This window comes from Kribbella steppae (assembly GCF_004342025.1).
GTDB classification, from domain to species: Bacteria; Actinomycetota; Actinomycetes; order Propionibacteriales; family Kribbellaceae; genus Kribbella; species Kribbella steppae.
Map to the genome: position 1 here is coordinate 141,791 of NZ_SLWN01000001.1, position 26,249 is coordinate 168,039.

21 protein-coding genes are annotated in these 26,249 nt (G+C 67.7%); 12 read left to right on the forward strand and 9 right to left on the reverse strand.

Annotation, left to right across the window (positions count from 1 at the left end; translation table 11 throughout):
• The first annotated feature begins 39 nt into the window (after positions 1–39).
• Entirely contained in the window at positions 40–2,841 is a 2,802-nt protein-coding gene (locus EV652_RS00660) for a DUF2510 domain-containing protein (RefSeq protein ID WP_132206975.1), read from the forward strand.
• 493 nt (positions 2,842–3,334) lie between these two features.
• On the opposite strand, the gene EV652_RS00665 is transcribed toward EV652_RS00660, so the two are convergent.
• Positions 3,335–3,544, reverse strand: a complete 210-nt coding sequence (locus EV652_RS00665) for a hypothetical protein (RefSeq protein WP_132206976.1) — start codon at positions 3,542–3,544, stop codon at positions 3,335–3,337.
• Between the two features lie 450 nt (positions 3,545–3,994).
• Between EV652_RS00665 and EV652_RS00670 the strand changes: the two genes are divergently transcribed.
• The gene (locus EV652_RS00670; RefSeq protein ID WP_132206977.1) at positions 3,995–4,717 is read left to right on the forward strand and encodes a hypothetical protein; all 723 of its coding nucleotides are present in this window, start codon (positions 3,995–3,997) and stop codon (positions 4,715–4,717) included.
• 48 nt (positions 4,718–4,765) lie between these two features.
• Here EV652_RS00670 and trpD read toward each other — a convergent pair whose 3' ends face one another.
• The 3 genes from trpD to EV652_RS00685 are packed head-to-tail and all read right to left on the reverse strand — an operon-like array spanning position 4,766 to position 7,212.
• Complete coding sequence (gene trpD, locus EV652_RS00675) at positions 4,766–5,806, reverse strand: anthranilate phosphoribosyltransferase (RefSeq protein WP_132206978.1); 1,041 nt, start codon at positions 5,804–5,806, stop codon at positions 4,766–4,768.
• Between the two features lie 10 nt (positions 5,807–5,816).
• Complete coding sequence (locus tag EV652_RS00680; RefSeq protein WP_132206979.1) at positions 5,817–6,236, reverse strand: Rv3143 family two-component system response regulator; 420 nt, start codon at positions 6,234–6,236, stop codon at positions 5,817–5,819.
• Positions 6,237–6,294: 58 nt separating this feature from the next.
• Positions 6,295–7,212 carry a cytochrome c oxidase assembly protein gene (locus EV652_RS00685; protein WP_132206980.1) on the reverse strand — a complete coding sequence of 306 codons (918 nt, stop codon included), beginning with the start codon at positions 7,210–7,212 and terminating at the stop codon, positions 6,295–6,297.
• A gap of 52 nt (positions 7,213–7,264) precedes the next feature.
• On the opposite strand from EV652_RS00685, the gene ctaE reads away from it, so the two are divergent.
• The 4 genes from ctaE (at position 7,265) to qcrB (ending at position 11,616) form a co-directional block, all read left to right on the forward strand.
• The gene (gene ctaE, locus EV652_RS00690) at positions 7,265–7,957 is read left to right on the forward strand and encodes an aa3-type cytochrome oxidase subunit III (RefSeq protein ID WP_199237941.1); all 693 of its coding nucleotides are present in this window, start codon (positions 7,265–7,267) and stop codon (positions 7,955–7,957) included.
• Positions 7,954–8,823: a cytochrome bc1 complex diheme cytochrome c subunit gene (gene qcrC / locus EV652_RS00695; protein ID WP_132206982.1), complete on the forward strand. Its 870-nt coding sequence runs from the start codon at positions 7,954–7,956 to the stop codon at positions 8,821–8,823. Before ctaE ends, qcrC begins: the two co-directional genes overlap by 4 nt.
• A 75-nt stretch (positions 8,824–8,898) precedes the next feature.
• Positions 8,899–9,948 carry a cytochrome bc1 complex Rieske iron-sulfur subunit gene (gene qcrA, locus EV652_RS00700; RefSeq protein ID WP_132206983.1) on the forward strand — a complete coding sequence of 350 codons (1,050 nt, stop codon included), beginning with the start codon at positions 8,899–8,901 and terminating at the stop codon, positions 9,946–9,948.
• 6 nt (positions 9,949–9,954) lie between these two features.
• Positions 9,955–11,616, forward strand: a complete 1,662-nt coding sequence (gene qcrB, locus EV652_RS00705) for a cytochrome bc1 complex cytochrome b subunit (RefSeq protein WP_132206984.1) — start codon at positions 9,955–9,957, stop codon at positions 11,614–11,616.
• Positions 11,617–11,661: 45 nt separating this feature from the next.
• Here qcrB and EV652_RS00710 read toward each other — a convergent pair whose 3' ends face one another.
• Positions 11,662–12,120 carry a MarR family winged helix-turn-helix transcriptional regulator gene (locus EV652_RS00710; RefSeq protein ID WP_199237942.1) on the reverse strand — a complete coding sequence of 153 codons (459 nt, stop codon included), beginning with the start codon at positions 12,118–12,120 and terminating at the stop codon, positions 11,662–11,664.
• Between the two features lie 40 nt (positions 12,121–12,160).
• Here EV652_RS00710 and EV652_RS00715 point away from each other — a divergent pair, with 40 nt between their 5' ends.
• Entirely contained in the window at positions 12,161–12,961 is an 801-nt protein-coding gene (locus EV652_RS00715; RefSeq protein WP_132206985.1) for an alpha/beta fold hydrolase, read from the forward strand.
• Between the two features lie 78 nt (positions 12,962–13,039).
• Here EV652_RS00715 and EV652_RS00720 read toward each other — a convergent pair whose 3' ends face one another.
• From EV652_RS00720 to ctaC, 4 genes are all read right to left on the reverse strand, one after another.
• Positions 13,040–14,308, reverse strand: a complete 1,269-nt coding sequence (locus tag EV652_RS00720) for a L,D-transpeptidase (RefSeq protein ID WP_242001471.1) — start codon at positions 14,306–14,308, stop codon at positions 13,040–13,042.
• A 156-nt stretch (positions 14,309–14,464) separates the two neighbouring features.
• Positions 14,465–14,860 (reverse strand): cytochrome c oxidase subunit 4, encoded by a 396-nt coding sequence (locus tag EV652_RS00725; protein ID WP_132206986.1) that lies wholly within the window; start codon positions 14,858–14,860, stop codon positions 14,465–14,467.
• Positions 14,857–16,599 (reverse strand): aa3-type cytochrome oxidase subunit I, encoded by a 1,743-nt coding sequence (gene ctaD, locus EV652_RS00730; RefSeq protein ID WP_199237999.1) that lies wholly within the window; start codon positions 16,597–16,599, stop codon positions 14,857–14,859. Before ctaD ends, EV652_RS00725 begins: the two co-directional genes overlap by 4 nt.
• 26 nt (positions 16,600–16,625) lie before the next feature.
• Positions 16,626–17,519, reverse strand: coding sequence for an aa3-type cytochrome oxidase subunit II (gene ctaC / locus EV652_RS00735; RefSeq protein ID WP_132206988.1), 894 nt, complete (start codon positions 17,517–17,519; stop codon positions 16,626–16,628).
• Positions 17,520–17,670: 151 nt separating this feature from the next.
• Here ctaC and EV652_RS00740 point away from each other — a divergent pair, with 151 nt between their 5' ends.
• The 5 genes from EV652_RS00740 to pulA all read left to right on the forward strand — a co-directional run bounded on the left by EV652_RS00740 (position 17,671) and on the right by pulA (position 26,249).
• A complete protein-coding gene (locus tag EV652_RS00740) occupies positions 17,671–18,786 on the forward strand; it encodes a cysteine desulfurase family protein (protein ID WP_132206989.1) in 1,116 nt (371 codons plus the stop codon).
• Positions 18,783–18,995 (forward strand): sulfurtransferase TusA family protein, encoded by a 213-nt coding sequence (locus EV652_RS00745; RefSeq protein ID WP_132206990.1) that lies wholly within the window; start codon positions 18,783–18,785, stop codon positions 18,993–18,995. Before EV652_RS00740 ends, EV652_RS00745 begins: the two co-directional genes overlap by 4 nt.
• Before the next feature lie 43 nt (positions 18,996–19,038).
• Positions 19,039–19,614, forward strand: coding sequence for a GNAT family N-acetyltransferase (locus EV652_RS00750; protein WP_132206991.1), 576 nt, complete (start codon positions 19,039–19,041; stop codon positions 19,612–19,614).
• Positions 19,611–20,327, forward strand: a complete 717-nt coding sequence (locus EV652_RS00755) for an SIR2 family NAD-dependent protein deacylase (RefSeq protein ID WP_132206992.1) — start codon at positions 19,611–19,613, stop codon at positions 20,325–20,327. Before EV652_RS00750 ends, EV652_RS00755 begins: the two co-directional genes overlap by 4 nt.
• A gap of 231 nt (positions 20,328–20,558) precedes the next feature.
• Positions 20,559–26,249: a pullulanase-type alpha-1,6-glucosidase gene (gene pulA, locus EV652_RS00760; RefSeq protein ID WP_132206993.1), complete on the forward strand. Its 5,691-nt coding sequence runs from the start codon at positions 20,559–20,561 to the stop codon at positions 26,247–26,249.

Sequence of the window (26,249 nt, forward strand, 5' to 3'; positions counted from 1 at the left end):
CGCGGTCCTGCTGACACGAGCTGAAGTTACGGTGAACGCATGAGCAACCCTCCCGCAGGCTGGTACCCGGATCCCACCGGGCAGCCGAACACCATCCGCTGGTGGAACGGGAAGCAGTGGACCAACCGCACCGAGAAGGAAGACCTCTCCCAGCACCCCACCTCGGCCGCGAGTGGGGCGAACACCACACCGGCCAACGCCGCTCCCGCCCAGTCCGAGTGGTCCCCGCAGGCAGGTTGGACAGCGGACCCCAACCAGCCGACGCAGGACGGCGGAGCAGGTCAGGGCGCTGGGGCAGGTCAGGGCGCTGGGGCAGGTCAGGGCGCTGGGGCAGGTCAGGGTGCTGAGGGGGCTCAGAGTGCTGGGGCGGCTGGCAGTGCTGAGGATGCGCGCAGCCCGTTCGAACGAGCACGCGCCACGTGGGATGCGCCTGTGATTGCACCGGCACCACCGGAACACTGGACGCAACAGCCAGTACCGGACGAGCCGGTCGACGAGCCAGTTGCGGCCACGCCCCAGCAAAACCAGGCGAATCAGCAGGCCGGCTGGACGCTCAAGCTTGCTCCGTCCCCAGAGGACACTGCCGGAGGTACGACGGACGCCGCAGCCGCTCACGGCACGGCTGCCGGTGCTGCCGCCGGAGCCGGCGCGCAGGAGTCGCAGGGTTGGTCAGCCGTGAGCTGGACCCAGCACCCGAACACCGGCGGACCTCAGCCTGACGGACAGCCGACCCAGGACCAGCCACAGGCTCAGTCCTGGGGTGCGCAGGCGACAGACGAGCCCACAGCAGTCCAGCAAGCCCAGGGCGTAGACCTGGATCAGACGGACGGCTGGGCCCAGCAAGCCTCAGGCCCGCAGTCCGGGCAGCAACAGCCGCCGAGCCACGCGGCATGGGGTACTCAGTCCGAAGGCCAACAGACGTGGAGCATCCAGCTCCCCGACGGCCCGACACAGGGCCAGCAGGCCGACGGCTGGGGCACGCAGGCCGCCGAGACGCAAGCGCAAGGCCAGCAGCCGTGGGGATCTCAGGCGGGCGAACAGCAGGCCCAGGGCCAGCAGGCCTGGGGCGTTCAGCCGGGTGACGAACAGCAGGGCTGGGGACAGCAGACTGAAGCTGACCAGGCGCACGCCCAGCAAGGCTGGGGTGCGGAGACCGGCCAGGGCCAGCAGATGTGGGGTGTGCAGGCCGTCGGCGAGAACAACCAGGGCAGCCAGGGCTGGGGCACACAGCAGGCAGGCGACGAACCTACGCAGGTGCAGCAGAGCTGGGGCGTGCAGCCGGATGAGGAGCAGAGCCAACAGCAGGCCTGGGGCGTGCAGGCGGACGAGCAGCAGCCTCAAGGCCAGCAGCCGTGGGGTGTGACGCCGGCCGGCGACAACGCCGAGCAGGGTCAGCAGCCGTGGGGTGCGCAGGCCGCCGACGCCGCCCAGGGCCAGCAGGGCTGGGGGCAGCAGGCCGAACCTAATCAGGCGCAGGCGTCTGGCTGGGGGCAGGAGCACACTGCCGCGAATCCGTGGCAGACGGCTGGTGAGCAGATGGGCGCCGACAACGGCTGGGGTCAGACGTCCGGCGATGGGTGGGGTAGTGCCCAGCAGACGCCTGCCGACGGTGGGCAGCAGGCGGCTAGTGGCACGTGGGGTGGCGGCGACCAGCAGGCGGCCAGCCAACCGTGGGGCGGCGACCAGCAGAGCTCCGGGCAACAGGCGAGCGCCGAGGCATGGGGTGGCGGTGCGCAGCAGGCGGCCAGCCAACTGTGGGGTGGCGACCAGCAGGAGTCCGGGCAAGACAAGGCAACTGAGGCCTGGGGAGCGCAGGGCACCGGGCAGCAGACCGCCGGTGAGTCCTGGGGTTCCCAGGGCACCGGGCAGCAGACCGCGACTGAAAGTTGGGGTGGGCAGCAAGGCTCGGGGCAGCAGGCGGGTGCCGCGGGGTGGGGTGCGCAGGGCGCTGGGCAGCAGACCGCTGGCGAGGGTTGGGGCGCGCGGCAAGGCGCTGGGCAGCAGACGGGTGGCGAGGCGTGGGGTGGGCAGCAGCAGGGGTGGCAGGTTCGGGAGGTTGACGCGGGCGCTGGGGGCGGGCGTGGGGGGAAGGGTTCGGCCAAGGGGAAGACGAAGAGTTCGGGTGGTGGGGGTGGGGGGTCCTCGGCGAAGTTGCCGTTGATGATCGGTGGGGCGGTTGCGCTGGTGATGTTGGTGGTGACGGCCGTCTTCATGATCACGTCCGGGGATGACGAGAAGGCGGGGCCGGACCCCACGCCGACGAATCAGCCGACCGGGAACCAGCCGACGGGCGAGAGCAGCACCAAGCCCGGGCAGTCGAAGAACCCGAAGCTGCACGAGGGCGCCCGGATCTCGTCGGACGCGATCTCGTTCCCGCGGCAGAACCCGCCGTGGTCGGACCGGAAGCGGCTGACTAAGCAGCTGCTCAGCTCCAGCGGGCAGTACGTGCTGTTGCAGGAGAACTTCGACGGCAAGAACGACTGGTACGCCGACGTCTTCGTCGGAGCGCTCGGCACCGGGTCCGGTTTCAGCGGTGACCCGAAGGCGACCGCGGCGGCGTTGTCGATCCAGTTGCGGAGCTCGCTGTACGGCGACATCCCGGTGACTTTCAAGACCGTGAGCAACGGCGCGGTGAAGCGCTCGGACAAGTCGGGCTGGTACTTCCAGCAGCAGGTGACCGCGAAGTCGACGAAGTTGACCGCCCGGGTGCTTACCCTGACGGTGGCCGTTTTCGACCTCGGTGACGGCACTGCAGTCGCTTACATCAGCGACATCCCCACCAACCGGCCGGATCTGAGGGCGGCCGAGAGTCAGGCCTACAAGGGAATCAACGTTGGCTGAGAACGAAGACCAGACCCCGCAACCGCCCCAGCGGCCTCCGGCCCGGCATAGTGCACCCCCGCACGAGCCGGCGGGCCAGGGCGGTTATCCACAGGCGTACCCGCCGGACAAGGTGCCGCCGTCTATCGATCCACTCGCAGGCACACCACAGGCCCCACCGGCACCAGACGCCTGGCAAGCCGCCGGACCGCCGTCAGGAGCTGACCGGCGTTCAGGAGGAGCTGCCCCTCGGTCGGCAGGGCAGGACGAAGGCGGCTCGGGTGACCCGTTGTTCGGCCAGTCCCCTGCGCCCGCGCCGCCGCCTCCTCCATCGGCAGCCCCTTCCGCCGGACCTGCTGGTACGCCGTCCTCCGGCCAGCCGGCGCAGACCAACCCGTACGGGCAGCAGCCCAGCCCGCAGCACTCGGCACCGCAGAGCCCTCAGCAACAGTCCTGGGCCCAGCAGCAGCTAAGCCAGCAGCAGTCCGGGCAGCAGCACGCCGCTCAACACCAGTCAGGTGCACAGCAGTCGGGTGCACAGCAGGCCGGCCACCAGCAGTCGTGGGCACAGCAGCAGCTGAAGCAGCAGCAGGCCGGGCGGCAGCAGCCGCAGGGCTCCGGCCAGCAGCCAGGGCAGCCGCATTACGGCCAGCAGCAGCAACCCGGCTACCAGCAACAGTCCGGCGGCTCTCACCAGGCGCAGCAGCCAGGCAGGGCGCAGCATGCAGCTCAACCGCCCGGCTCGCCGCAAACCGGCCAGCAGGGTGGCAACTACTCACCCGGCCGCGGCCAGCCCCCGTACGGCGGCCAGCCACAGACCCCGCCCTACCCGCACCAACCCGGCCAGCCGTCACACGGTCAGCAGCCTGGTCAGCCGTCGTATGGACAGCGCCCCGGTCAACCTACGCAAGGCCAGCACGCCGGCCAGCAGTCACAAGGCCAGCGCCCAGGCCAGTCGTCGTCGTACGCCCAGCAGTCAGGCCAATCGCCATACGGGCAGCACGCAGGGCAGGTGTCGTACGGGCAGCACGCAGGCCAGGCGTCGTACGGACAACAAACAGGGCAGCAAACTGGTCAGCAGGCCGGTCAGGGTTATGGGCAGCCGTTGCCCGGCTCGGACGGCGGCGGCAGCAGGAGTAAGAGCGGCAGCACCGGCGGCGGTGGGAAGTCGTCGATGAACAGTGTGATGAGGGCGCGGTTGATCGGCGCGCTCGTGCTGGTCGTCGCCGCCCTCGCTGCCACCGGGGTCAGTGTCGGCTGGATCTGGACCAAGGCCGACGCGGTCACCCCGGTCACCTTGCCGTCCGGTGGGCAGAAGCCGATGGAGACGGTCGACCCGTCGGCGAAGCCGTCCGAGACGCCGACCCCGACCGGCAAGGTCCTCGGCACCGAGATGGTGGCCGACAACAAGGACGTGATGCCGATCATGAGCTCGGCCTGGACCAGTCAGTACGAGCGGACCGGGCTGTGGGGCGGGACCGCCATCTGGTTCACGGTGCACAAGAACTACGACGGTAAGAAGAACGACTGGGGCAACTACGTCGCGTTCGGCCAGTTGCCGCCGCAGATCAACTACGTCAACACCGCGGCCGGACGGCGGCAGGCCGCGAGCCAGGCGGGCTCCCGGGCGATCGTCGAGCTGTACACGAAGGACGCGAAGATCTCCGCGGTCACGCACAAGGCGATCACCGTCGGCGACCACCCGGGCCACGAGATCACCGCGCGGGTCGCGATCAACCAGCCGCCGTTGAAGGAGACCTTCTCGACGATCATGATCGCGGTGATCGACCGCGGTGACGGTACGGCGGCGGTCTCGATCGGGGACTTCGCCGGGTCCACACCGGCCTGGCAGAACGTCTGGCGCTACAAGGTCAGCCAGATCAAGATCAACCAGTAGGCGAAAGGGCCGGCGGGGACAACCCGCCGGCCCTTGCTACAAAGAGAGCTACCGCACCGAGGCGCAGGCGCCGATCCAGCGGTCCAGCACGTCCTTGGCGGCGCCCGAGTCGATCGCCTCCGCGGCCAGGTCCATCCCGGCCCGGATCCGGTGAGTGATCGGCTCGTCGGTCGGCGCGTACGCCGCCAGCGCCGCACCCGCGTTCAGCAGTACGACGTCCCGCACCGCTCCCGCCTCACCGTCGAGCAACGCCCGCACGACCTTGGCGTTGAAGACGGCATCCGCACCCTGCAACGCGTCCGCCGTCACCGGCGCGATCCCGAGCTCGCGCGGATCGACCGTGAACGGACCTTCCACCGAACCCCCACCGACCGTCCACACCTGCGACGTCGTCCGGGTCGTCAGCTCGTCCAGCCCGTCGTCGCCGTGGAACACGAGCGCGTCGATGCCCCGCCGCGCCAGTACGCCGGCCATCAGTCCGGCGATCCGGCTGTCGCCGACCCCGACCGCCTGCGCGGACGGGTCACCCGGGTTCGCCAGTGGACCAAGAAAGTTGAAGGTCGTCGGCACCCCGAGCTCACGCCGCGGTACGGCGGCATGCCGCAGCGCGGGGTGGAACGCCGGGGCGAAGCAGAACGTGATCCCGACCTGCTCCCCCACCTCGGCCACCTGCGCGGCGGTGAGGTCGAGCGGAATGCCGAGCTCCTCGAGGACGTCGGCCGCACCGCACGCCGACGAGGCCGCGCGGTTGCCGTGCTTGAGCACCTTGGCACCCGCGCCGGCGGCGACGATCGCGGACATCGTGCTGATGTTCACGGTGTGGGCTTGATCACCGCCGGTCCCGACGACGTCCAGGGTCCGGCCGGAGATGGAGATCCTGGTGGCGAAGTCGCGCATGGTCGCGACCAGGCCTTCGACCTCGGTGACCGTCTCGCCCTTGGAACGCAACGCGATCACGAACCCGGCGAGCTGGGCCGGCGATGCCGCACCGGACAGGATCTGCTCCATCGCCCACGCGGTGGCGGACGCGTCGAGATCCTCACGCCGGAGCAGCGGATTGAGGACCTGTGGCCACGTGTAGGTGGTCATGGTCACTCAGTCAGGCAGTCGTGGCGGGAAGCTTGGCCAGCCGCTGCCGGAGCAGGTCGGCGGTGACCTCGGCCATCCGGACCGGATCGATCGGGTGCGAGACCGCAGCCTCGGCCCGCGACCAGGTGGCCAGCCAGGCGTCCTGCGGACGGCCGGTGATGACGAGCACCGGCGGGCACTGGAAGATCTCGTCCTTCAACTGCCGGGCGATCCCCATCCCGCCGGCCGGTACCGCCTCGCCGTCCAGGATGGCCAGGTCGATCCCGCCCTTGTCCATGGTCTTGATCACGGCCGGCTCGGTCGCGCACTCGAAGTACTCGAGCGTGGGCAGATCAGCGGCCGGCCGCTTGCCCAGCGCGAGCCGGACGGATTCCCGCGTCGTACGGTCGTCGCTGTAGACGAGCACCTTCAGCGGACGCTCTGAACTCATCGATCCATCCCAAGCTGTGTGTCTGTGACGAGTGGACATGCAACCAACACGGCGAATGCTACCGGGGCGCCTGTCCGCTCCGGCGAGCCTGTTCCTCCAACCGGTCCAGGCGGCGGTCCTCACGGCGCGCCTCGCGCTGCGACTCCTTCACCCACTGGACGAAAAGTACGCCGAAGAAGACCAGCCCGACGATGTCGCCCGAGCCCCACAACAGCCCGCCCGCGATGTACTGGTCGTGCAGTGGTGACGGCGGCCAGGACCGGCCGAAGCTGGTGTACCAGTCCTCGGCGATCAGCGTGTTCGCGGACATGATCGTGATGCCGAGGAAGGCGTGGAACGGCAGCGTGAGGAAGATCAGGATCAGCCGGAACGGATAGATCACCCGGCCGGGCACCGGATCGAGGCCGAGCAGCGGCCAGAAGAACAGCGCGCCGATCAGGATGAAGTGCACATGGAGCAGGTCGTGCAACGCGGCCGAGCGCAACGTGGCGTCGTACCAGCCGCTGAAGTACAGCGCCCAGGGGCTCAGCACGAACAGGGTGAAGCCGATCAGCGGGAAGCACATCACCTTGGCGAACCGCGAATGCAACACGGAGAGCAACCATTTCCGCGGCCGGGCCGGAAGGGTGCGCAGGGCCAGCGTCACCGGCGCGCCGAGCGCCATCATCAGCGGCGTGAGCATCGACAGGACCATGTGCTGGGCCATGTGCACGCTCAGCAGCACCGTGTCGTAGGTGCCGAGCGCCGACTGGGTGGCGATGACGGCACTTCCGAGCCCCAGTCCGACGAAGGCGAAGGTGCGGCCGCGGGACCACTTGTCACCCCGCGCGCGAAGCTTGTGGACGCCGTACAGATAGAGCGCGGCCAGTGCGACGATCACGCCGAGTAACACCGGTTCGAAGGTCCAGGCGGTCAGCAACCGGACCGGTGTGAACGGCGCGATCTGGTCGCCGGGCCCGGCGTGGAGGGGAAGCACGCTTCAACAGTAGAAAGCACCAGTCGGCGACATGCATGGGGGTGGTCGTGGCATGCGATCCCCCGACCGACATAATGACCGCGTGGCCACTGCAACTGCGCTCCCAGCGTCTCGTGAACACGGACACCACGACCGTCCCAGCATGGTCAGTGTCGGCACGATCGTCTGGCTCGCGAGCGAACTGATGTTCTTCGCCGCCCTGTTCGCGGCGTACTTCACGATTCGGTCGGTGACGACCGCTTCTGCCGCACCGGGAACGGAGACGTTGTGGCAGACGTCCACCGAGATGCTGAACGTCCCGTTCGCCTCGGTGAACACGTTCATCCTGGTCGCCTCGTCGTTCACCTGCCAGGCGGGTGTGTTCGCCGCCGAGCACGGCAAGGTGGGCCGGTCCGGCTCGGTCGCGAACGTCCGCGGCTGGGGGATGCGTGAGTGGTTCATCCTCACGTACCTGATGGGCGCGGTCTTCATCGCCGGCCAGGTGACCGAGTACGCCGCCCTGGTCCACGAGGGCCTGTCGATCTCGTCGTCGCCGTACGGATCGGTGTTCTACCTGGCCACCGGGTTCCACGGCCTGCACGTGACCGGCGGTCTCATCGCTTTCGTGTACGTCCTGGCCAGGACGTACCTGGCTCGTAAGTTCACCCACGAACAGGCCGTCTCGGCGATCGTCGTGTCGTACTACTGGCACTTCGTCGACGTGGTCTGGATCGCCCTGTTCGCGACCATCTACCTGCTCAAATGAGTGAGAAGAGACTTTCCTTGTCACCGGCGCGCTTTCTCTCTGCGCGACGACGGCACCGGTCCGCCGGCCTCGTCGTGCTCCTGTTCGGCCTCCTGGCAGTGGGCTCGGCGTACGCCGCCTTCGCCCCTGACAGCGCGGTCGCGGACAACTCGGCCCAGTCCCAGCAGATCGAAGAGGGCAAGAAGCTCTTCGCGGTCGGTTGCGCCAGCTGCCACGGCCTGAACGCCGAGGGCGGCGGCAACGGCGAGGGCGAGATGGCCGGCCCGTCGCTGATCGGCGTCGGCGCGGCCGCGGTCGACTTCCAGGTCGGTACCGGGCGGATGCCGGCGATGCAGCCGGGTGCGCAGATCCCGCGCAAGACGCCGGCGTACACACAGGAGGAGATCGAGGCCCTGTCCGCGTACGTCGCCTCGCTCGCCCCCGGCCCGGCCGTTCCGGCGCAGGAGGCGTACGACGTGAGCAAGGCCACTGACGAGCAGATCACCCGCGGTGGCGAGCTGTTCCGCACCAACTGCACGGCGTGCCACAACTTCGCCGGCAAGGGTGGTGCGCTGCCGAACGGCCGCTACGCGCCGTCGCTGATGGGCGTCAGTGAGAAGCACATCTACCAGGCGATGCTCACCGGTCCGCAGCAGATGCCGGTCTTCTCCGACCAGGTGCTGCAGCCGGAGGACAAGCGCGACATCATCGCCTACCTGAAGGCGCTGGAGACCCAGAAGGACCCGGGTGGCTTCGGTCTCGGCCGGCTCGGTCCGGTGTCCGAAGGCTTGTGGGGCTGGCTGGTCGGTATCGGCCTGCTGGTCTGCGTAGCGGTCTGGATCGGCGCCAAGGGCGTCAAGGCCAAGGGAGCGAAGGCCAGTGAGTGAGCGCAGCGAACTCACCATCGAGCAGAGCAGTGACTCTCGGCGCTCATTCGCGCCCGGAGCGAAGCGAGGACGCGAATGAGTGACGACAAACTGCCGGTGAAGGCAGAAGAAGAGGGGCACGGCCAGGTCGAGGTGGCCGAGCCGATCGCGGACCCGGGAATCGAGCCGCACGAGTACCGGATCACCGACGTCGACCCGAAGGCGGCCGACCGGGTCGAGCGCCAGGTGGCCACGATGTTCGGCCTGGCCGGCCTGCTCACCCTCGGCACCTGTGTGGCGTATTTCGCCATCCCGCGCGACGCCGAGCTGACCTTCGGCCCGCTGTCCGGCAACGCGAACAACATGACGCTGGGCCTGACGCTGGGCCTGGCGCTGTTCCTGATCGGCGCCGGCGCGATCCAGTGGGCCAAGAAGCTGATGGTCGACGAGGAGATCTCCGAGGAGCGGCACCCGGCGCACTCGACGATGGAGCAGAAGGCCGAAATCATCGCCGCCTTCCACCAGGGTGTCGACGAGTCCGGATTCACCCGGCGCAAGCTGATCCGCCGGTCGCTGCTCGGCGCGATGGCCCTGCTCGGTCTGCCGCTCATCGTGTTCCTGCGCGACCTCGGCCCGTTGCCGGGCCGCGCGCTCTACAGCACGATCTGGGCGAAGGGCATCCGCGTCGTCAACGACGTCACGCTGCGCCCGATCAAGCCGTCCGACATGGTGATCGGCCAGCTGGTCAACGCCGCGCCCGCCAACCTGGCCGCCATGCAGGAGGAGAGCCCGGTCGAGTACCAGAACTCCAAGGCGAAGTCCGCGGTGATCGTGGTCCGGATCAAGCCGAGCGAGATCATTACGCCGCCCGGCCGGGAGAACTGGGGTGTCGACGGCATCCTGTGCTACTCCAAGATCTGCACCCACGTCGGCTGCCCGATCTCGCTGTACGAGCAGGTCACGCACCACGTGCTCTGCCCATGCCACCAGTCGACGTTCGACCTCGCGGACGGCGCCAAGGTCATTTTCGGCCCTGCCGCCCGGCCGCTGCCTCAGCTACCGTTGGCAGTGGACTCGGAGGGCTACCTGGTCGCGCAGAGCGATTTCACCGAGCCAGTCGGTCCGAGCTTCTTCGAACGAGGGTGACCGCACGTGTCTGACAAGGATTTCCCACCACCGGTCAAGTACCTCGATGACCGCCTGGGCATCGGGAAGATCGGCCGGAAGAACCTGCGCAAGGTGTTCCCGGACCACTGGTCCTTCATGCTCGGCGAGATCGCGCTGTACAGCTTCATCATCTTGATCCTCACCGGCATCTTCCTCACCTTCTGGTTCAAGCCGTCGATGGCCGAGATCGAGTACCAGGGCTCGTACAGCCTGCTCAAGGGCCTGCACATGTCCGAGGCGTACGCCTCGACGCTGGACATCTCGTTCGACGTCCGCGGCGGCCTGCTGATGCGGCAGATCCACCACTGGGCGGCGGTGCTGTTCATCGCCGCGATGATGGTGCACCTGCTCCGCATCTTCTTCACCGGCGCGTTCCGCAAGCCGCGTGAGCTGAACTGGGTGATCGGCTTCACGATGCTGTTCCTCGGCATCATCGAGGGCTTCATCGGCTACGGTCTGCCCGACGACCTGCTGTCCGGGACCGGTCTACGGATCACCCAGGGCATGATCGGTGCGTCACCGGTGGTCGGCACGTACATGAACTTCTTCATCTTCGGCGGTGAGTTCCCCGGCGACGACATGGTGCCCCGGTTCTTCATCGTGCACGTGCTGCTCATCCCGGGCTTGATCCTGTTGCTGGTGTCGGTCCACCTGTTCCTGGTCGTGTACCACAAGCACACGCAGTACCCGGGCCCCGGCCGGACCAACAACAACGTGGTCGGCTACCCGCTGATGCCGGTGTACATGGCCAAGGCCGGCGGCTTCTTCTTCGTCGTGTTCGGCGTCACCGCCCTGATGGGCGCTCTGATGCAGATCAACCCGGTCTGGCTGTACGGGCCGTACAACCCGGCGGAGGTGACGGCGGGATCCCAGCCGGACTGGTATATGGGCTGGCTGGAAGGCTCGGTCCGCATCATGCCCGGATTCGAGTCGACCTTCTGGGGCATCACGCTCAGCTGGAACCTGATCATCCCGGCCCTGCTGATACCACCTGCCTTCGTCACTCTGGTCGCGCTCTATCCGTTCATCGAGGCCTGGATCACCGGTGACAAGCGGGAGCACCACCTGCTGGACCGGCCGCGCAACATGCCGACCCGGACCGGTATCGGTGCCGCCTTCATCACCTTCTACGGGCTGCTCTGGATCGGTGGTGGTAACGACCTGGTCGCCACCCACTTCGGGATCTCGCTGAACAACGTGACCTGGTTCCTCCGGTTCGCGGTCATCCTCGGCCCGATCTTCGCGTTCTGGATCACCCGGCGGATCGCGATCTCGCTGCAGCGGGCCGACAACGACCGGATCCTGCACGGCCTGGAGTCGGGCATCATCGTCCGCTCCCCCGACGGTGCGTACTCCGAGAAGCACACCCCGATCGGGACGTACGAGGCCTACGAGCTCACAGCCCGGGACCGGATGCTGCCACTGGAGATCGGTCCGGAGACCGACGACAACGGCGTCCGCGCCCCGCGCCGGGCCCTGAACAAGCTCCGCGCCCGGCTGTCGCGCTTCTACTTCGCCGACGCGGTGCAGAAGCCGACCTACGAGGAGGTCGAGGAAGCTCACGCCCACGGTCAGGGACCGGGCGACGAGCACGAGGAACTGACCGACACGGAGACCTTCCGCGAGGTCACCAGCGACAGGTCCTGATCAGCACCACACCAAGAAGCCCCGGCCCCGCCGGGGCTTCTTGCGTTATCCGATGGCCTCGTTGACCGCGTTGAGGTACTTGCCGACGACAACCCGCTCGGACTGCCCCAGCTCGACCGCGATCAGGCGCTCGAGCAGCGGGCCGAAGAACTGCCAGCCGAGGTCGACCGCGCTGTCGGACACCTGGAGGCGCGCACTTCGGCCGTCCGAGTGGCTTCTGAGGCGTTCGACGTGCCCGGCGGCCTCCAGCCGGTGGATGACCGCCGTCGTGGCCTGAGAGCTCATTCCCAGCTGTCCAGCGAGCCATCCCGGCGTTGCCTCCACTCCGGCCCTCTCGGCGTCCAGCAGGCGGATCAGCGCGCGTACGTCGGTCCCGTGCAAACCCGTCGTACGCGCGAACTCCCCCACCGCCAGCTCCAGGCGCAGCGCGACCTCCCGCAGCCGGTGCACCAGCTCCAACGCCGCCGCCCGCTCCGGATCCGCCGGCATCACTCGTTCACGCATACCCGGCAACTTACCTCACTGAGTGAGCTATCCTCGCCTCATGACCTTCCAGGACGCGTACGACGCCCTGCTCGAACGCTGGGGTGTCCCGGTGGATCAACTCGACATCGGCGGCACCCACGTGAACGCCTGCGGGCCGCTCGATGCCCCTCCCGTGGTCCTCCTCGCCGGCCACGGCGCGACCTCTCCGGTGTGGTTCTCCGTCGCACCCCGGCTCGCCGAACAGCACCGTGTCTACGCGATCGACCTGCTCGGCGACGCCGGCCGCAGTACCGGCACCCCTCCCCGCACGATCGACGATCTGATGACCTGGCTGACCGGCGTACTCGACGGCCTCAGCGTCGACCGACCACAGCTGGTGGGACATTCGTACGGCGCCTGGCTAGCCCTCACCTACACACTGCGGAATCCCGCGCGGGTCGACCGGCTCGCACTCATCGACCCGACAGATTGCTTCACCGGCCTGCGCCTCCCCTACATCGCCCGAGCGCTGCCGAGCCTCCTTCGGCCCTCCCGGCAGCGCACCCTGTCGTTCCTGCGCTGGGAAACCCAGGGCCTACCGGTCGACGAGCAATGGCTCGAGCTAGCCGCCCTGGCCGCTGAGCAACCCACCGCGCCCTTCGTCCGCCCCAAGCGCCCCACCGACGACCAACTACGGTCCCTGCGACCCGTTCCCCTGGTCCTCGTTGCCGCCCGCAGCAAGAGCCACGACCCCGATCACCTCACTCAACGCGTCACCACGCTCATCCCGTCGGCAACCGTCGTACGCCTGGAAACGGCGACGCACCACTCGCTGCCCGTCCTGCACGCAGACGAGGTAGCGAAGGCTTTGTCAGCCTGAGAACTGGTCCGGCACCTAGGATCTGGTGCCGTGCAGAGCATGGCTCGGAAGTGGCTGGGGCGTCGGAGGAGCTGTGGGTCAGGACAGGGCTGAGCCGGCCTTGTAGGCGGCCCAGGTCGTGTTCCAGTCGGTCCAGCCGTTGCCTGGCTCCATCTTGCGGGTGGTGCCGGTGACGATGACGGGGTCGCCGCGGAGGGTCTGCTGGAAGTACCACTGGCCGTTCGCGAGACTCATGCCGACGCAGCCGTGGCTCACGTTCGCGCTGCCCTGGCTGCCGGACGACCACGGTGCACCGTGCATGAACTCGCCGGAGCTGGTGACCCGCTGGGCCCACTTCACGTCGTGGATGTCGTAGTACTCCGGGTCGCCCGGCTTGATGCCGACGGTCCGCGCGTCCATCCGCTTGGTGGCGAACTTCTCCATGATCACCTTCACCCCGCTGCGGGTGGTGAAGCCGTCCTTGCCGGCGGTGATCGGGATGCTCCGGGCCAGCTTGCCGTTGATGGTGACGTACATCGTGTGCTTCTTGACGTCGACCCTGGTGACCACGGACTTGCCGATGGCGAAGGAGATCTTGCGGCTGGCCGAGCCCCAGGTGTTGCTGCCGGCGTTGACGCCCTGGGTGTCGATGTTCACCGTCACCTTGGTGCCGGCCGGCCAGTAGTTCTTCGGCCGGTAGTTGACCTGCTTGCTGTTCACCCAGTGCCAGCTGCCGTCGACCGGGACCGACGTGGTCACCTTGAGCCGCTTCTCGACCGCCGCCTGGTCCTTGACCGGGTTGTTCCAGTAGATCTGGATCGGTAGCGCGACGCCGACGGTCTCACCGTTCAGCGGGACGACCGAGGCCTTCAGGTTCCTGGCCGCCTTCAGCGTCTTGAAGGTCGAACTGATCGGCACAGTGGCGCCGTCGGTGCCCTCCGCGGAGCCGGTCACGGTGTACGACGCTCCAGGCTCGAGCTGCGGCGCGGACGTCCACTGGTTCTTCTCGGTGTTGAAGCTGCCGGCCACCGTGTCGCCGTCGTCGTCCTTGAGCCTGACGTCCTTCAACGTGCCCACTGAGGTCTTCACGGTCACCGGGGTGTCCGGCTTGACCGAGGTGGCGCCCTTGGCCGGGACGACGGAGACGCTGGCCGCGCCCGGGTCCGGCGACGGAGTCGTCGAGGCACCGGGGGTGGTCGAGGCACCCGGCGTACCGCTACTCTGCGTCGCACCCGGCGATGGCGAGCCTCCCGCCTCGGTGTCACTGCACGCGGAGCCGACCAGCAGCATCACGCAGATCCCCGCCACGGCAAGGCCATGCTTGCGCACCGAACCGCTCACCATTCCCCAGCTCTCCCCTGTTTGCATGAATCGCCGCCAGGGTAACCCGTCGTACCGACAGATCCCGGCAGCGCACCGCCACTGAAGTGGTACGGACCACAACGGTCCGTTCTCCGTGGCACCCCATAAGACGCGCAAAGGCGCCATCCGGTTGGCTCCGGATGGCGCCCGTACGGCGTTCAACTAGTGAGCGTGGTCACCGCGGTAGTACTCGAAGATGAACCCGGACAGCGTGAGGATGCCGAGGGCGCAGCCGGCGATGAACAGCCACCAGCCGAAGACGATGCCCAGCACCACCACCGACAGGGTGAGCGCGCACCACAGCGGCCACCACGAGTACGGCGGGAAGAAGCCGAGCTCACCGGCTCCCTCGACGATCTCCGCTTCCTTGCGGTCCTCCGGCCGGGGGTCCATCCGGCGCGCGGTGATGCTCAGGTAGAACGCCACCAGCAGGGACAGGAAGAACGTCATCACCAGTGCGGTGGTGCCGGTCGGGTCCTCCGACATCAGCCAGTAGATCGGCGTGACGACCAGCACGAACACACTCAGGATCCCGAAGACCCAGGCTTCGATCTTCACGCCCTGTCCTCCCTGTCGGTCTCGATACCGGCGTTCTCCTTCAGGTTCTCGACCCGGCCCTGGTCCTCACCGGCGTCGAGCAGGTTGTCCTTCGAGGCCTGGTTGTCCGGGTACTCCGCCAGCGCGAGGTCCGCGTGGTGCAGGTCGAAGGCCGGGCTCTCGGACCGGATCCGCGGCAGCCGGTCGAAGTTGTGCCGCGGCGGCGGCGAACTGGTCGCCCACTCCAGCGAGCGGCCCCAGCCCCACGGGTCGTCCACGCCCACCAGCGGCGCCTTGCGCGACTTGTAGACGTTGTAGAAGAACGGCAGCATCGACATGCCGAGGATGAAGGCACCGATGCTGGACACCTCGTTCAGCGTGGTGAAGCCCTCGTTCGCGCCGTACGACGCGTAGCGCCGCGGCATCCCCTCGACACCCAGCCAGTGCTGCACCAGGAACGTGGTGTGGAAGCCGATGAACAGCAGCCAGAAGTGGAGCTTGCCGAGCTTCTCGTCGAGCATCCGGCCGGTCATCTTCGGCCACCAGAAGTAGAACCCGGCGAACATCGCGAACACCACCGTGCCGAAGACGACGTAGTGGAAGTGCGCGACCACGAAGTAGGAGTCGGACAGCTGGTAGTCCAGCGCCGGCGAGGCCAGGATGATGCCGGTCAGACCGCCGAACAGGAAGGTGGTCAGGAAGCCCACCGACCACAGCATCGGGGTGTCGAACGACACTGAGCCGCCCCACATGGTGCCGATCCAGTTGAAGAACTTCACCCCGGTCGGGACCGCGATCAAGAACGTCATGAAGGAGAAGAACGGTAGGTTCACCGCTCCGGTGACGAACATGTGGTGCGCCCACACCGCCACCGACAGGATCGCGATACCCAGCGTCGCGCAGACCAGGCCGATGTAGCCGAAGACCGGCTTGCGGCTGAACACCGGCAGGATCTCGGTGATGATGCCGAAGAACGGCAGCGCGATGATGTACACCTCGGGATGCCCGAAGAACCAGAACAGGTGTTGCCACAGCAATGGCCCACCGTTCGCGGCATCGAAGACGTGAGCCCCTAGAGCTCGATCCGCCTCCAGCATCAGCAGCGCGCCGGCCAGGATCGGGAACGCGATCAGGACGAGGATCGACGTGACCAGGATGTTCCAGGTGAAGATCGGCATCCGGAACATCGTCATACCCGGTGCGCGCATGGTGATGATCGTGGTGACGAAGTTGACCGCACCGAGGATGGTGCCCAGACCGGCCATCCACAGACCCATGATCCACAGGTCACCGCCGACACCCGGCGAGCGGACCGCGTTGGACAGCGGGGCGTAGGCGAACCAGCCGAAGTCGGCCGCGCCGCCCGGGGTGAAGAACCCGCTGATGGTGATCAGTCCGCCGAACAGGAACAGCCAGAAGCTGAACATGTTCAGCCGCGGGAAGGCCACATCCGGGGCGCCGATCTGGACGGGCATGATCACGTTCGCGAAGCCGACGAACAGCGGGGTCGCGAACAGCAGCAGCATGATCGTGCCGTGCATGGTGAAGAGCTGGTTGTAGACCTCTTCGTTCACGATCTGCAGACCCGGCTTGGCCAGCTCGGCCCGGATCAGCAGCGCCATCACGCCGCCGATCAGGAAGAACGCGAACGAGACGATCAGGTACAGGTGGCCGATCAGCTTGTGGTCGGTGGTGGTCAGCCACTTGACCGCGATCTGGCCCTTGCTGCGCCGCCGGGGCAGCACGCTGGTCGCACCGATGGCGCCGGTGCGTTCGGCGAAGTCGGTCACTTCTCGCCCTCCTCTGGCCCGTGGCCAGGAATGGTGGTGGCGTCCTGGCCACCGGTGGCGGCGCCGGTCTGGCCCTTGGCGGCCAGTTCACGCAGGTGCGCGTCGTACTCGGAGCGGGTGACCACCCTGACGGAGAAGACCATCCGGCTGTGGTAGAGCCCGCAGAGCTCGGCGCACTTGCCGGCGAAGATGCCGGTCTTGGTCGGGGTCAGCTCGAACTTGTTGGTCCGGCCGGGGATGACGTCGAGCTTGAAGTAGAACGCCGGCACCCAGAAGGAGTGGATGACGTCCGGCGAGGTCAGGTCGAACTGGACCGTCTCGTTCACCGGCAGCCACAGCTGGGCGGGCTTGTCCAGCGTGCCGGTCTCCCAGACGCCTTCCTGGCCGTCGACGGTCGCTTTGTAGTTGAAGGTCCACTGCCACTGCTGGCCGACCACGTTGACGGTGTTCTGCGGGGAGTTCGACATCGCGGTGATCTGGTTGCCGTGCTCGACGGTGTAGTAGAAGAGCACACCGATGATGGCGAACGGCGCGAGCGTGTAGAGCACCTCGAGCGGCAGGTTGTACCGCACCTGCCTAGGAGCGTCCTCGTCGCGCTTGCGGTACCGCACGACGACCCACAGGATCAGGGCCCAGACCAACACGCCGACGATCAGGGCGGCGATCCAGGCGCCGATCCAGAGGCTGAGGACGGCCTCGGTCCGGTCCGATGCGCCCACGGGGAGCCCGAGTCGTTTCCACTGCTCTTTGTTCGCCGTCGAGCAACCGGTCAGCAGCAGGGTGCCGAGCACCACTACCGAACCGACCAGCAGGCGTCGCTTTCCCGGACGTGTGGCGCTGGCAGGACCTGCCGCGCGCTCGTCCACTCCGGGCGTGCCGTTCGAACCCACGGGGCGCCTTTCCCTTCCCAAGTGAGACTGACGACCAAACACTACTGGACACCTTCTGCGGTCCCGCGCATAGGTAGGGCCGAGAGCATGTCGGCTCCTGCGCTGCGTGCTGCGCGGCACTCGGTGGGCGACATGCTCTAGCGTTTCCCCTGTGAGCGAGCGTGCGTATCTGGACGCGGCGGCGGCCGAGTCGTTGCATCCGGCAGCGCGGGAAATGTTGCTGTCGGCAGTCGATTCCGGCTGGGCCGATCCGGTCCGGCTGCACCACGAGGGACGGACCGCACGGCTGCTGCTGGACAACGCCCGGGCGGTGCTCGCGGACGCGGTCGGGGTGCGCCCCGACGAACTCTTCCTGACCACCTCCGGTACGGCGGCCATCCACGCCGGGCTGACCGCGATCACGGCTGCCCGCCGACGGGTCGGTACGGCGGTTGTCCACAGCGCGGTCGAGCATTCCGCCGTACTGCACACGGCCGGATCCGCGGGCGTGGAGGTCGGTGTGGACTCGACCGGGCGGGTCGACCTGGAGGCGTTCACCGCTGCGGTTCGTGAACCGGGAGTGGCGGTCGCGGCGTTGCAGTCCGCCAATCATGAGGTCGGGACCCGGCAGCCGATCGAGGCCGCGGCTGAGGCTTGTGGCGACGTACCACTGTTTGTCGACGCAGCCGCTTCGATCGGGCACGACGACGTACCGGCCGGGTGGTCTGCGCTGGCCGCGAGTGCGCACAAGTGGGGTGGACCGGCCGGTGTGGGGCTGCTCGCCGTACGCAAAGGAACGCGGCTGGCGCCGGCGTGGCCGATGGACGAGCGGGAGGACGGCCTCTCCCCCGGGTTCCCGGACGTCCCCAACACACTCGCTGCGGCGGCCGCCCTGCAGGCTCGCCAGGCTGAGGCTGCGGAGTTGAACAAGCAGCATCGGGCCTGGATCGACGAACTCCGGCACCGCGTCGCCGCGGACATCGCCGATGTCGAGGTGGTCGGCCACCCGGACGACCGGCTGCCGCACGTGCTCACCTTCTCCTGTCTGTACGTCGACGGCGAGGCCCTCGTCACCGCCTTGGACGCAGAGGGCTTCTCGGTCTCCAGCGGCTCGGCCTGTACGTCGAGCACCCTGCGACCGTCCCACGTGCTCGCGGCGATGGGCGTCCTCACCCATGGCAACGTCCGCGTCTCGCTCGGCCGGGCCACGACGTACGACGACATCGACCGATTCGCGACGGTGTTGCCGGGGATCGTGCAGCGGATCCGGGCGGAGGTCGGCCTGTGAACACCGACCTCGACTGTCTCGGCCTGCTCTGCCCACTGCCGGTGATCAAACTGGCGAAACTCTTACCGTCCGTGGCGGTCGGGGACACGATCACGGTGCTCGCCGACGATCCGGCGGCCGCCACCGACATCCCGGCCTGGTGCCGCCTCCGCAACCAGGAACTCGTCTCCGCCGACGCCCCCCGGTTCGTCGTACGGCGCGTGAGCTAAAACCTCTCGCCCTCGGCGCGACCCGGTTGGCAGACTGCACAGCGTGAGCGACTTCTCGTACAAGCCGACGTTGACCGGTGAGCTCGTGATCCTGCGGCCTGTGGACGAGGGCGACTACGACGCGCTCGCCGCCGCGATGGCGGACCCGGACGTCACCAGGTTCACCGGGAGCCATGGGGAGATCGGCGAGGAGAAGGCGCGGGAGTGGTACCGGACCCGGAAGGACCAGACCGACCGGCTCGACCTGGCCATCGTGGACAAGGCGACCGGCTCGGTGGTTGGCGAGGCGGTCCTCAATCAGTGGGATCCGGACAACCGGTCCTGCAGCTTCCGGATCCTGATCGGCCCGTCCGGTCAGGGCCGCGGGCTCGGCACGGAGGCCACCAGGCTGATCGTCGACTACGGCATCGAGGAGATCGGGCTGCACCGGATCAGCCTCGGTGTGTACGCGTTCAATCCGCGGGCGCAGCGTGCATACGAGAAGGCCGGCTTCGTCGTCGAGGGCCGGCTCCGCGACGAGCTGTACTGGGACGGCGAGTGGGTCGACTCGATCGTGATGTCCGTGCTGGCTCCGGAGTGGCAGCGCACCAAGAAGAGCGGGCTAACGTCTGACGCGTGATCGACGCTGAGCACATCGCCGTACTGACCGGAGCCGGGATCTCCACCGCCTCCGGGATCCCCGACTTCCGCGGGCCGCAAGGGCTGTGGACGAAGAACCCGGCCGCGGCGGCGATGTTCGACATCGACGAGTACGTCGCCTCCCGCGCGGTCCGGGTCGAGGCCTGGAAGTTCCGGCTGACCGCGCCCGCGTGGACCGCCGAGCCGAACCCGGGCCACCTCGCTCTGGTCGACCTCGAACGCCAGGGCCGGCTGACCGGCCTGATCACCCAGAACGTCGACGGCCTACATCAGAAGGCCGGCTCCTCCCCCGCGATCGTCCACGAACTGCACGGCACGGTCTGGTACGTCGACTGCCTCGAATGCACCCGCCGCATCCCGATGGCCGACGTACTCACCCGGCTCGAAGCCGGCGACGAGGACCCGGCGTGTGTGGTCTGCGGCGGCATCCTCAAGTCCGCCACCGTTTCGTTCGGCCAGTCGCTCGACCAGCGCGTCCTCGACGCCGCCGTCGCCGCAACCGAAGCCGCGGACGTCTTCCTCGCCGTCGGCACCTCTCTGCAGGTCTACCCCGCGGCCGGTCTCTGCGACATCGCCTTGGCAGCCGGCAAGCCCCTGGTCATCCTCAACGCCGAGCCGACCCCGTACGACGAGCAGGCCACCACCGTCCTGCACACCCCGATCGAGACCACCCTCCCCACCCTCGTGACCTGACCGTACGAGTTTCCCCGGGGGCTGCGACAGGAACTGGTGGGCTGAGACACGGAATAACCTGTCCCGGCCCACCACGCCCTGTGTCAGGTCCCCCGACAGGTGCCGATTCCGCGCCTCCTTACGCCCCGATTGGCGGCAGTGACCTTTCCGTGACCTTTCAGGTCTCCTCACGGTGAAAGTGGCGGGCTAGCGTCCCCGGCAGGGTCAAGCGGCAGCTGGAGGGGGACCGTCATGCGCGGGTTCAGGTTCAGGCGATGGACGGCGGGGTTCACCGCGGCGGCGGTGATCGTGCTCGGACTGGGGACGGCGGCACCGGCGCCTGCGCAGGTCGCGGCGGATCGGGTGATCACGCTGGCGGGGTCGCTGCAGAGCGAGCTGGGCTGTGCGGGCGACTGGGATCCCGGCTGTACGGCGAGCAGTCTCGGGGCGGCGGCGCCGTACACGAAGGTCTTCGACGTCCCGGCCGGGTCGTACGAGTACAAGGTCACCGTCAACGGCAGCTGGGACGAGAACTACGGTGCCGGCGGCGTACTGAACGGTGCGAACATCCCGCTGCGGATCGAGGGGCCGGCCAAGCTCTCGTTCAGCTATGACGACACCAGCCATCTCGTCACGGTGAAGCCGGTCGACCTGGCGGGGCCGGCGGTGACCCCGGCCGACAAGGCGTTGTCGACGCCGAGCCTGCGGCAGGACCTGACCAAGGAACGGTTCTACTTCGTGATGGCGGACCGGTTCGCCAACGGGGACACGTCCAACGACGCCGGCGGACTGACCGGCGACCGCCTCGCCACCGGCCTCGACCCGACGGACAAGGGCTTCTACCACGGCGGTGACCTGACCGGTGTGATCCAGAAGCTCGACTACATCAAGTCCCTCGGTACGACGTCCATCTGGCTCACGCCGTCCTTCAAGAACCGGCCCGTGCAAGGTGCCGGCGCCAACGTCAGTGCCGGGTACCACGGCTACTGGATCACCGACTTCACCCAGATCGACCCACACCTGGGCACGAACGCGGACATGAAGCAGCTGATCAGCCTGGCCCACGGCAAGGGGATGAAGGTCTTCTTCGACATCATCACCAACCACACCGCGGACGTGATCGACTACCAGTCCGGCCAGTACGGCTACATCCCGAAGTCCACCTCGCCGTACAAGGATGCGGCCGGCAACGTCTTCGACGACAAGGTGTACGCCGGTGGGGACACGTTCCCGCCGCTGGACCGGAACATCTCGTTCCCGAACGTCCCCGTCTTCCGAACACCGGCCGACGAGACCGTGAAGGTGCCGGCCTGGCTGAACGACCCGACGCTCTACCACAACCGCGGCGACTCCACCTTCGCCGGCGAATCGGCGGAGTACGGCGACTTCGTCGGCCTGGACGACCTGTTCACCGAGCAGCCCAAGGTCCGCGACGGGATGACCGACGTCTACAAGACCTGGGCCGAGTTCGGTATCGACGGGTTCCGGATCGACACGGTCAAGCACGTCAACATGGAGTTCTGGCAGAAGTTCTCCCCCGCGGTGCTGGCCGCGGCGCACGGTGCGGGGTCGAAGGACTTCTTCATGTTCGGCGAGGTGTTCGACGCCGACCCGAAGTTCATGTCGACGTACACCACGCAGGGCGCGCTGCAGGCGACGCTCGACTTCGGTTTCCAGCAGAACGCGGTCGCGTTCGCCAAGGGCGACCCGAGTACGAAGCTGCGCGACTTCTACGCGAACGACGACTACTACACCGACGCGGATTCGAACGCGTACCAACTGCCGACATTCCTCGGCAACCACGACATGGGCCGGGTCGGCACCTTCCTCAAGCAGGCCGGCGCGTCCGGGCAGGAGTTGCTGGCGCGTGACCAGCTCTCGCACTCGCTGATGTTCCTGACCCGCGGTCAGCCGGTCATCTACTACGGCGACGAGCAGGGCTTCACCGGCGCCGGTGGTGACAAGGACGCGCGGCAGGACATGTTCGCGACGCAGACCGCGGACTACAAGGACGACGAGATTGTCGACGGCACCGCTACGACGACGATCGGCAGCCAGGACCGGTACGACGTCGACGCGCCGATGTACAAGCACATCGCGGCCCTGCAGAAGCTGCGGGCGAAGTACCCGACGCTCGCCGACGGCCGCCAGATCCACCGGTATTCGTCGAACTCCGGCGGGCTGTACGCGTTCAGCCGACTGGGTCAGGACAACGTCGAGTACGTGGTGATTGCCAACAATGCGACAACCGCAAAGTCGGCAACGATCCCGACGTACGGACCCAACACCTGGCTCAAGCCGGTCTACGGCGGCTCGAAGGCGGTCAAGACCGACCGCGAAGGCAGAGTCGTGCTCAGCCAGCCGCCGCTGTCCGTGACGGTGTATCAGGCGGCCAACAAGGTTCCCCACCGCACCAACGCGCCTGCTGTCTACATGAGCTCGCCTGAGCCGGGTGCGACGGTCGGTGGGCGTGCTGAGATCGCAGCAGCGGCGCCGGAGAACACTCCGGTGACTGTGACGTTCGGCTACCGCCCTGTGGGTACGACGGCGTGGCAGCGACTGGGCTCCGACGACAACGCGCCGTACCGCGTCTTCCAGGACGTGTCCGGTCTGCCGAAGGGGACATTGCTCGAGTACCGCGCCGTACTGAAGGATGCGTCCGGCAACTACTCGGTGTCGGGCTCGTACGGCGTTGTTGGCGACGCACCGGCTCCAGGTGGCGGTGGCGGCGGGACAGGACCCGTCGTACAGCCGGCCAACGTCAGTGTGCCCGGCGACCACAACAGTGAGATGGGATGCCCGGCCGACTGGTCGCCGGACTGCGACCAGGCGCAGCTGGCGCTGGACCAGCAGGACAAGGTCTGGAAGGGCACGTACCCGATCCCGGCCGGTGAGCACGCTTACAAGGCCGCGATCAACAAGACGTGGGACGAGAACTACGGGGCGGGCGGCAACCAGAACGGCGCCAACATCTCCTACACGGCAACCGCTGCGCCCACCAACTTCTACTACGAGCACGGCCGGCACTACGCCACGTCCAGTGCCGAGGGGCCGATCATCACCGTGCCGGGCACCTTCCAGAAGGCGCTGGGCTGTACGAACGACTGGGACCCGGCCTGCATGCGACCCTGGCTGACGGACCAGGACGGTGACGGCATCTACACCTGGTCGACCACCGAGATCAAGGCGGGCAGCTATGAGGCGAAGGTCGCGCACAACCTGTCCATGGCCGAGAGCTACCCGGCCAACAACATTCCGATCACCGTGCCGGCGGACGGGCTCGTCGTCACCTTCTCCTACGACATCGCGAGCCACGTGCTGACGGTCACGACGGCCACACCGGGAGCACAGCCTGACCTCAGCCAGGCCAAGGCCTACTGGCTCACCAAGGACCTCCTCGCCGTACCGGCGGTCGCACACCCGGAGAGGTCCCGCTGGCGGCTGCACTGGTCGTACGACGGTTCTCTCAAGGTCGACGCGGACGACATCGGCGGTACGTCGTCCGGCCTCCGCTACGACTCGGCCGGGATACCCGCCGACGTGCTGGCCAAGTTCCCGGCGCTGCAGGGCTACACAGCGCTGAGACTCGGCAAGGCTGATGCCAAGAAGATCCTGACCGGACAACTCGGGTTGGCGCAGTACGACGACGCCGGACGGTTGCTCGACGCGACCGGCGTACAGATCCCTGGCGTCCTTGACGACCTGTACGGCGGCTCGGCGACGAACCGCTCGTACGGCGTGACCTGGCAGGGCGGAGCGCCTCGGTTCACGCTCTGGGCGCCAACTGCACAAAAGGTCAATCTGCTTGTCGGATTGCAGACAATCCCCATGCAGCGCAACGACGACGGCTCCTGGTTCGTGAGTGGGCCACGGTCGTGGAAGAACGCGACGTACCGCTATCAGGTGACCGTGTTCGCGCCCTCGACGGGCAAGGTGGAGACGAACGTCGTCACCGACCCGTACTCGTTCGCGCTCACCACCGACTCGACGCACTCGGTCGCGGTCGATCTCAACGATCCGGCCGGAAAGCCGGCACTGTGGTCGACGACGCCGTCACCGAAGCTGCCCCGGGCGGTCGATTCGACGATCTACGAACTGCATGTCCGCGACTTCTCGATCAACGACACCACCGTGCCGGCCGCACACCGCGGCACGTATCTCGCCTTCGCCGACGAGGGCAACGGCACGAAGCACCTGCGGTCTCTCGCGACCGCCGGTCTGAACACGATCCATCTCCTGCCGACATTCGACATCGCGTCGATCCCGGAGACCGGCCAGCAGTCGCCGGCCTGCGACCTCAAGTCGTTCCCGCCCGACTCCGAGCAGCAGCAAGCCTGCGTGACGGCGGTCGCGGCGAAGGACGGTTTCAACTGGGGTTACGACCCGTTCCACTGGCTCGCGCCGGAGGGCTCGTACGCGACCCAGCGCGACGGTCTGGCCCGGGTCGCCGAGTTCCGCACGATGGTCGGCGGACTGCACAAGTCCGGGCTGCGCGTCGTACTGGACCAGGTCTTCAACCACACGCCGTCCGCCGGTCAGGCGCCGACGTCGGTGATGGACAAGGTCGTACCGGGCTACTACCAGCGGCTGAACTCCACCGGCAAGGTGGAGACGTCGACCTGCTGCAGCAACATCGCCACCGAGCACGCCATGGCCGAGAAGATCATGGTCGACGGCACGGTCAGCTGGGCGAAGAACTACCGCGTGGACGGCTTCCGCTTCGACCTGATGGGCCACCACAGCAAGGCGAACATGCTCAAGGTCCGGGCCGCGCTGGACAAGCTGACCCTGGCCAAGGACGGCGTCGACGGCAAGAGCGTCTACGTGTACGGCGAGGGCTGGAACTTCGGCGAGGTCGCGAACGACGCGCTCTTCGTCCAGGCCCGGCAGGGCAACCTTGGCGGCACCGGCATCGGTACGTTCTCCGACCGGCTGCGTGACGGTGTCCGCGGCGGCGGCCCGTTCGACGAGAACCCGCGGATCCAGGGCTTCGGCTCCGGCGCTGCGAGCGACCCGAACGGCGATCCGATCAACGGCTCCCCCGCGGACCGTGCGAAGCGCCTCGCCCACGACACCGATCTCGTCCAGCTCGGACTGGCCGCGAACCTGCGCGGGTTCACGTTCCGCTCCGCCGAGACCGGGGCCGTCGTCCGAGGGGATGCCGTCGACTACAACGGCAGCCCGGCCGGGTACGCCGACCAGCCGGACGAGGTGATCACGTACGTCGATGCCCACGACAACGAAACGTTGTGGGACTCGCTGACGTACAAGCTGCCGACGGCCCTGACCATGCCGGACCGGATCCGGATGAACACGGTGTCGCTGGCAACGACCGCGCTGGCGCAGACCCCGTCGTTCTGGCACGCCGGCGCGGACATGCTGCGGAGCAAGTCGCTGGACCGGAACTCGTACGACTCCGGCGACTGGTTCAACACCCTCGACTGGACCGGCGCGGACAACGGCTTCGGCCACGGCCTGCCGCCCAAGCCGGACAACGAGGCCAAGTGGCCCTACATCAAGCCGCTGCTGGGCAACCCCGCCCTGAAGCCGACCGCGACCGAGGTGGCGACGGCTTCGGCAGCGGCCGCCGACCTGCTGAAGCTCCGCTTCTCCACGCCGCTGTTCCGGCTGGGCTCCGCCGACCTGATCAACACCAAGCTCACCTTCCCGCTGAGCGGTACGACGCCAGGTGTGATCACGATGCGCATCGACGACACCGTCGGCCCGGACGTCGACCCGGCCTTGAAGGGAGTCCTAGTCGTCTTCAACACCACCGGCTCAACCGTCACCCAACAGGTCCCGGGCCTGACCGGTGCCAACCTGTCCCTGTCCCCGATCCAGACCGCCGGCTCGGACCCGGTCGTCAAGCAAACAACCTGGACCGCCTCATCTGGCACCGTCACCGTCCCGGCCCGCTCGGTCGCCGTACTGGTCCAGACCTAA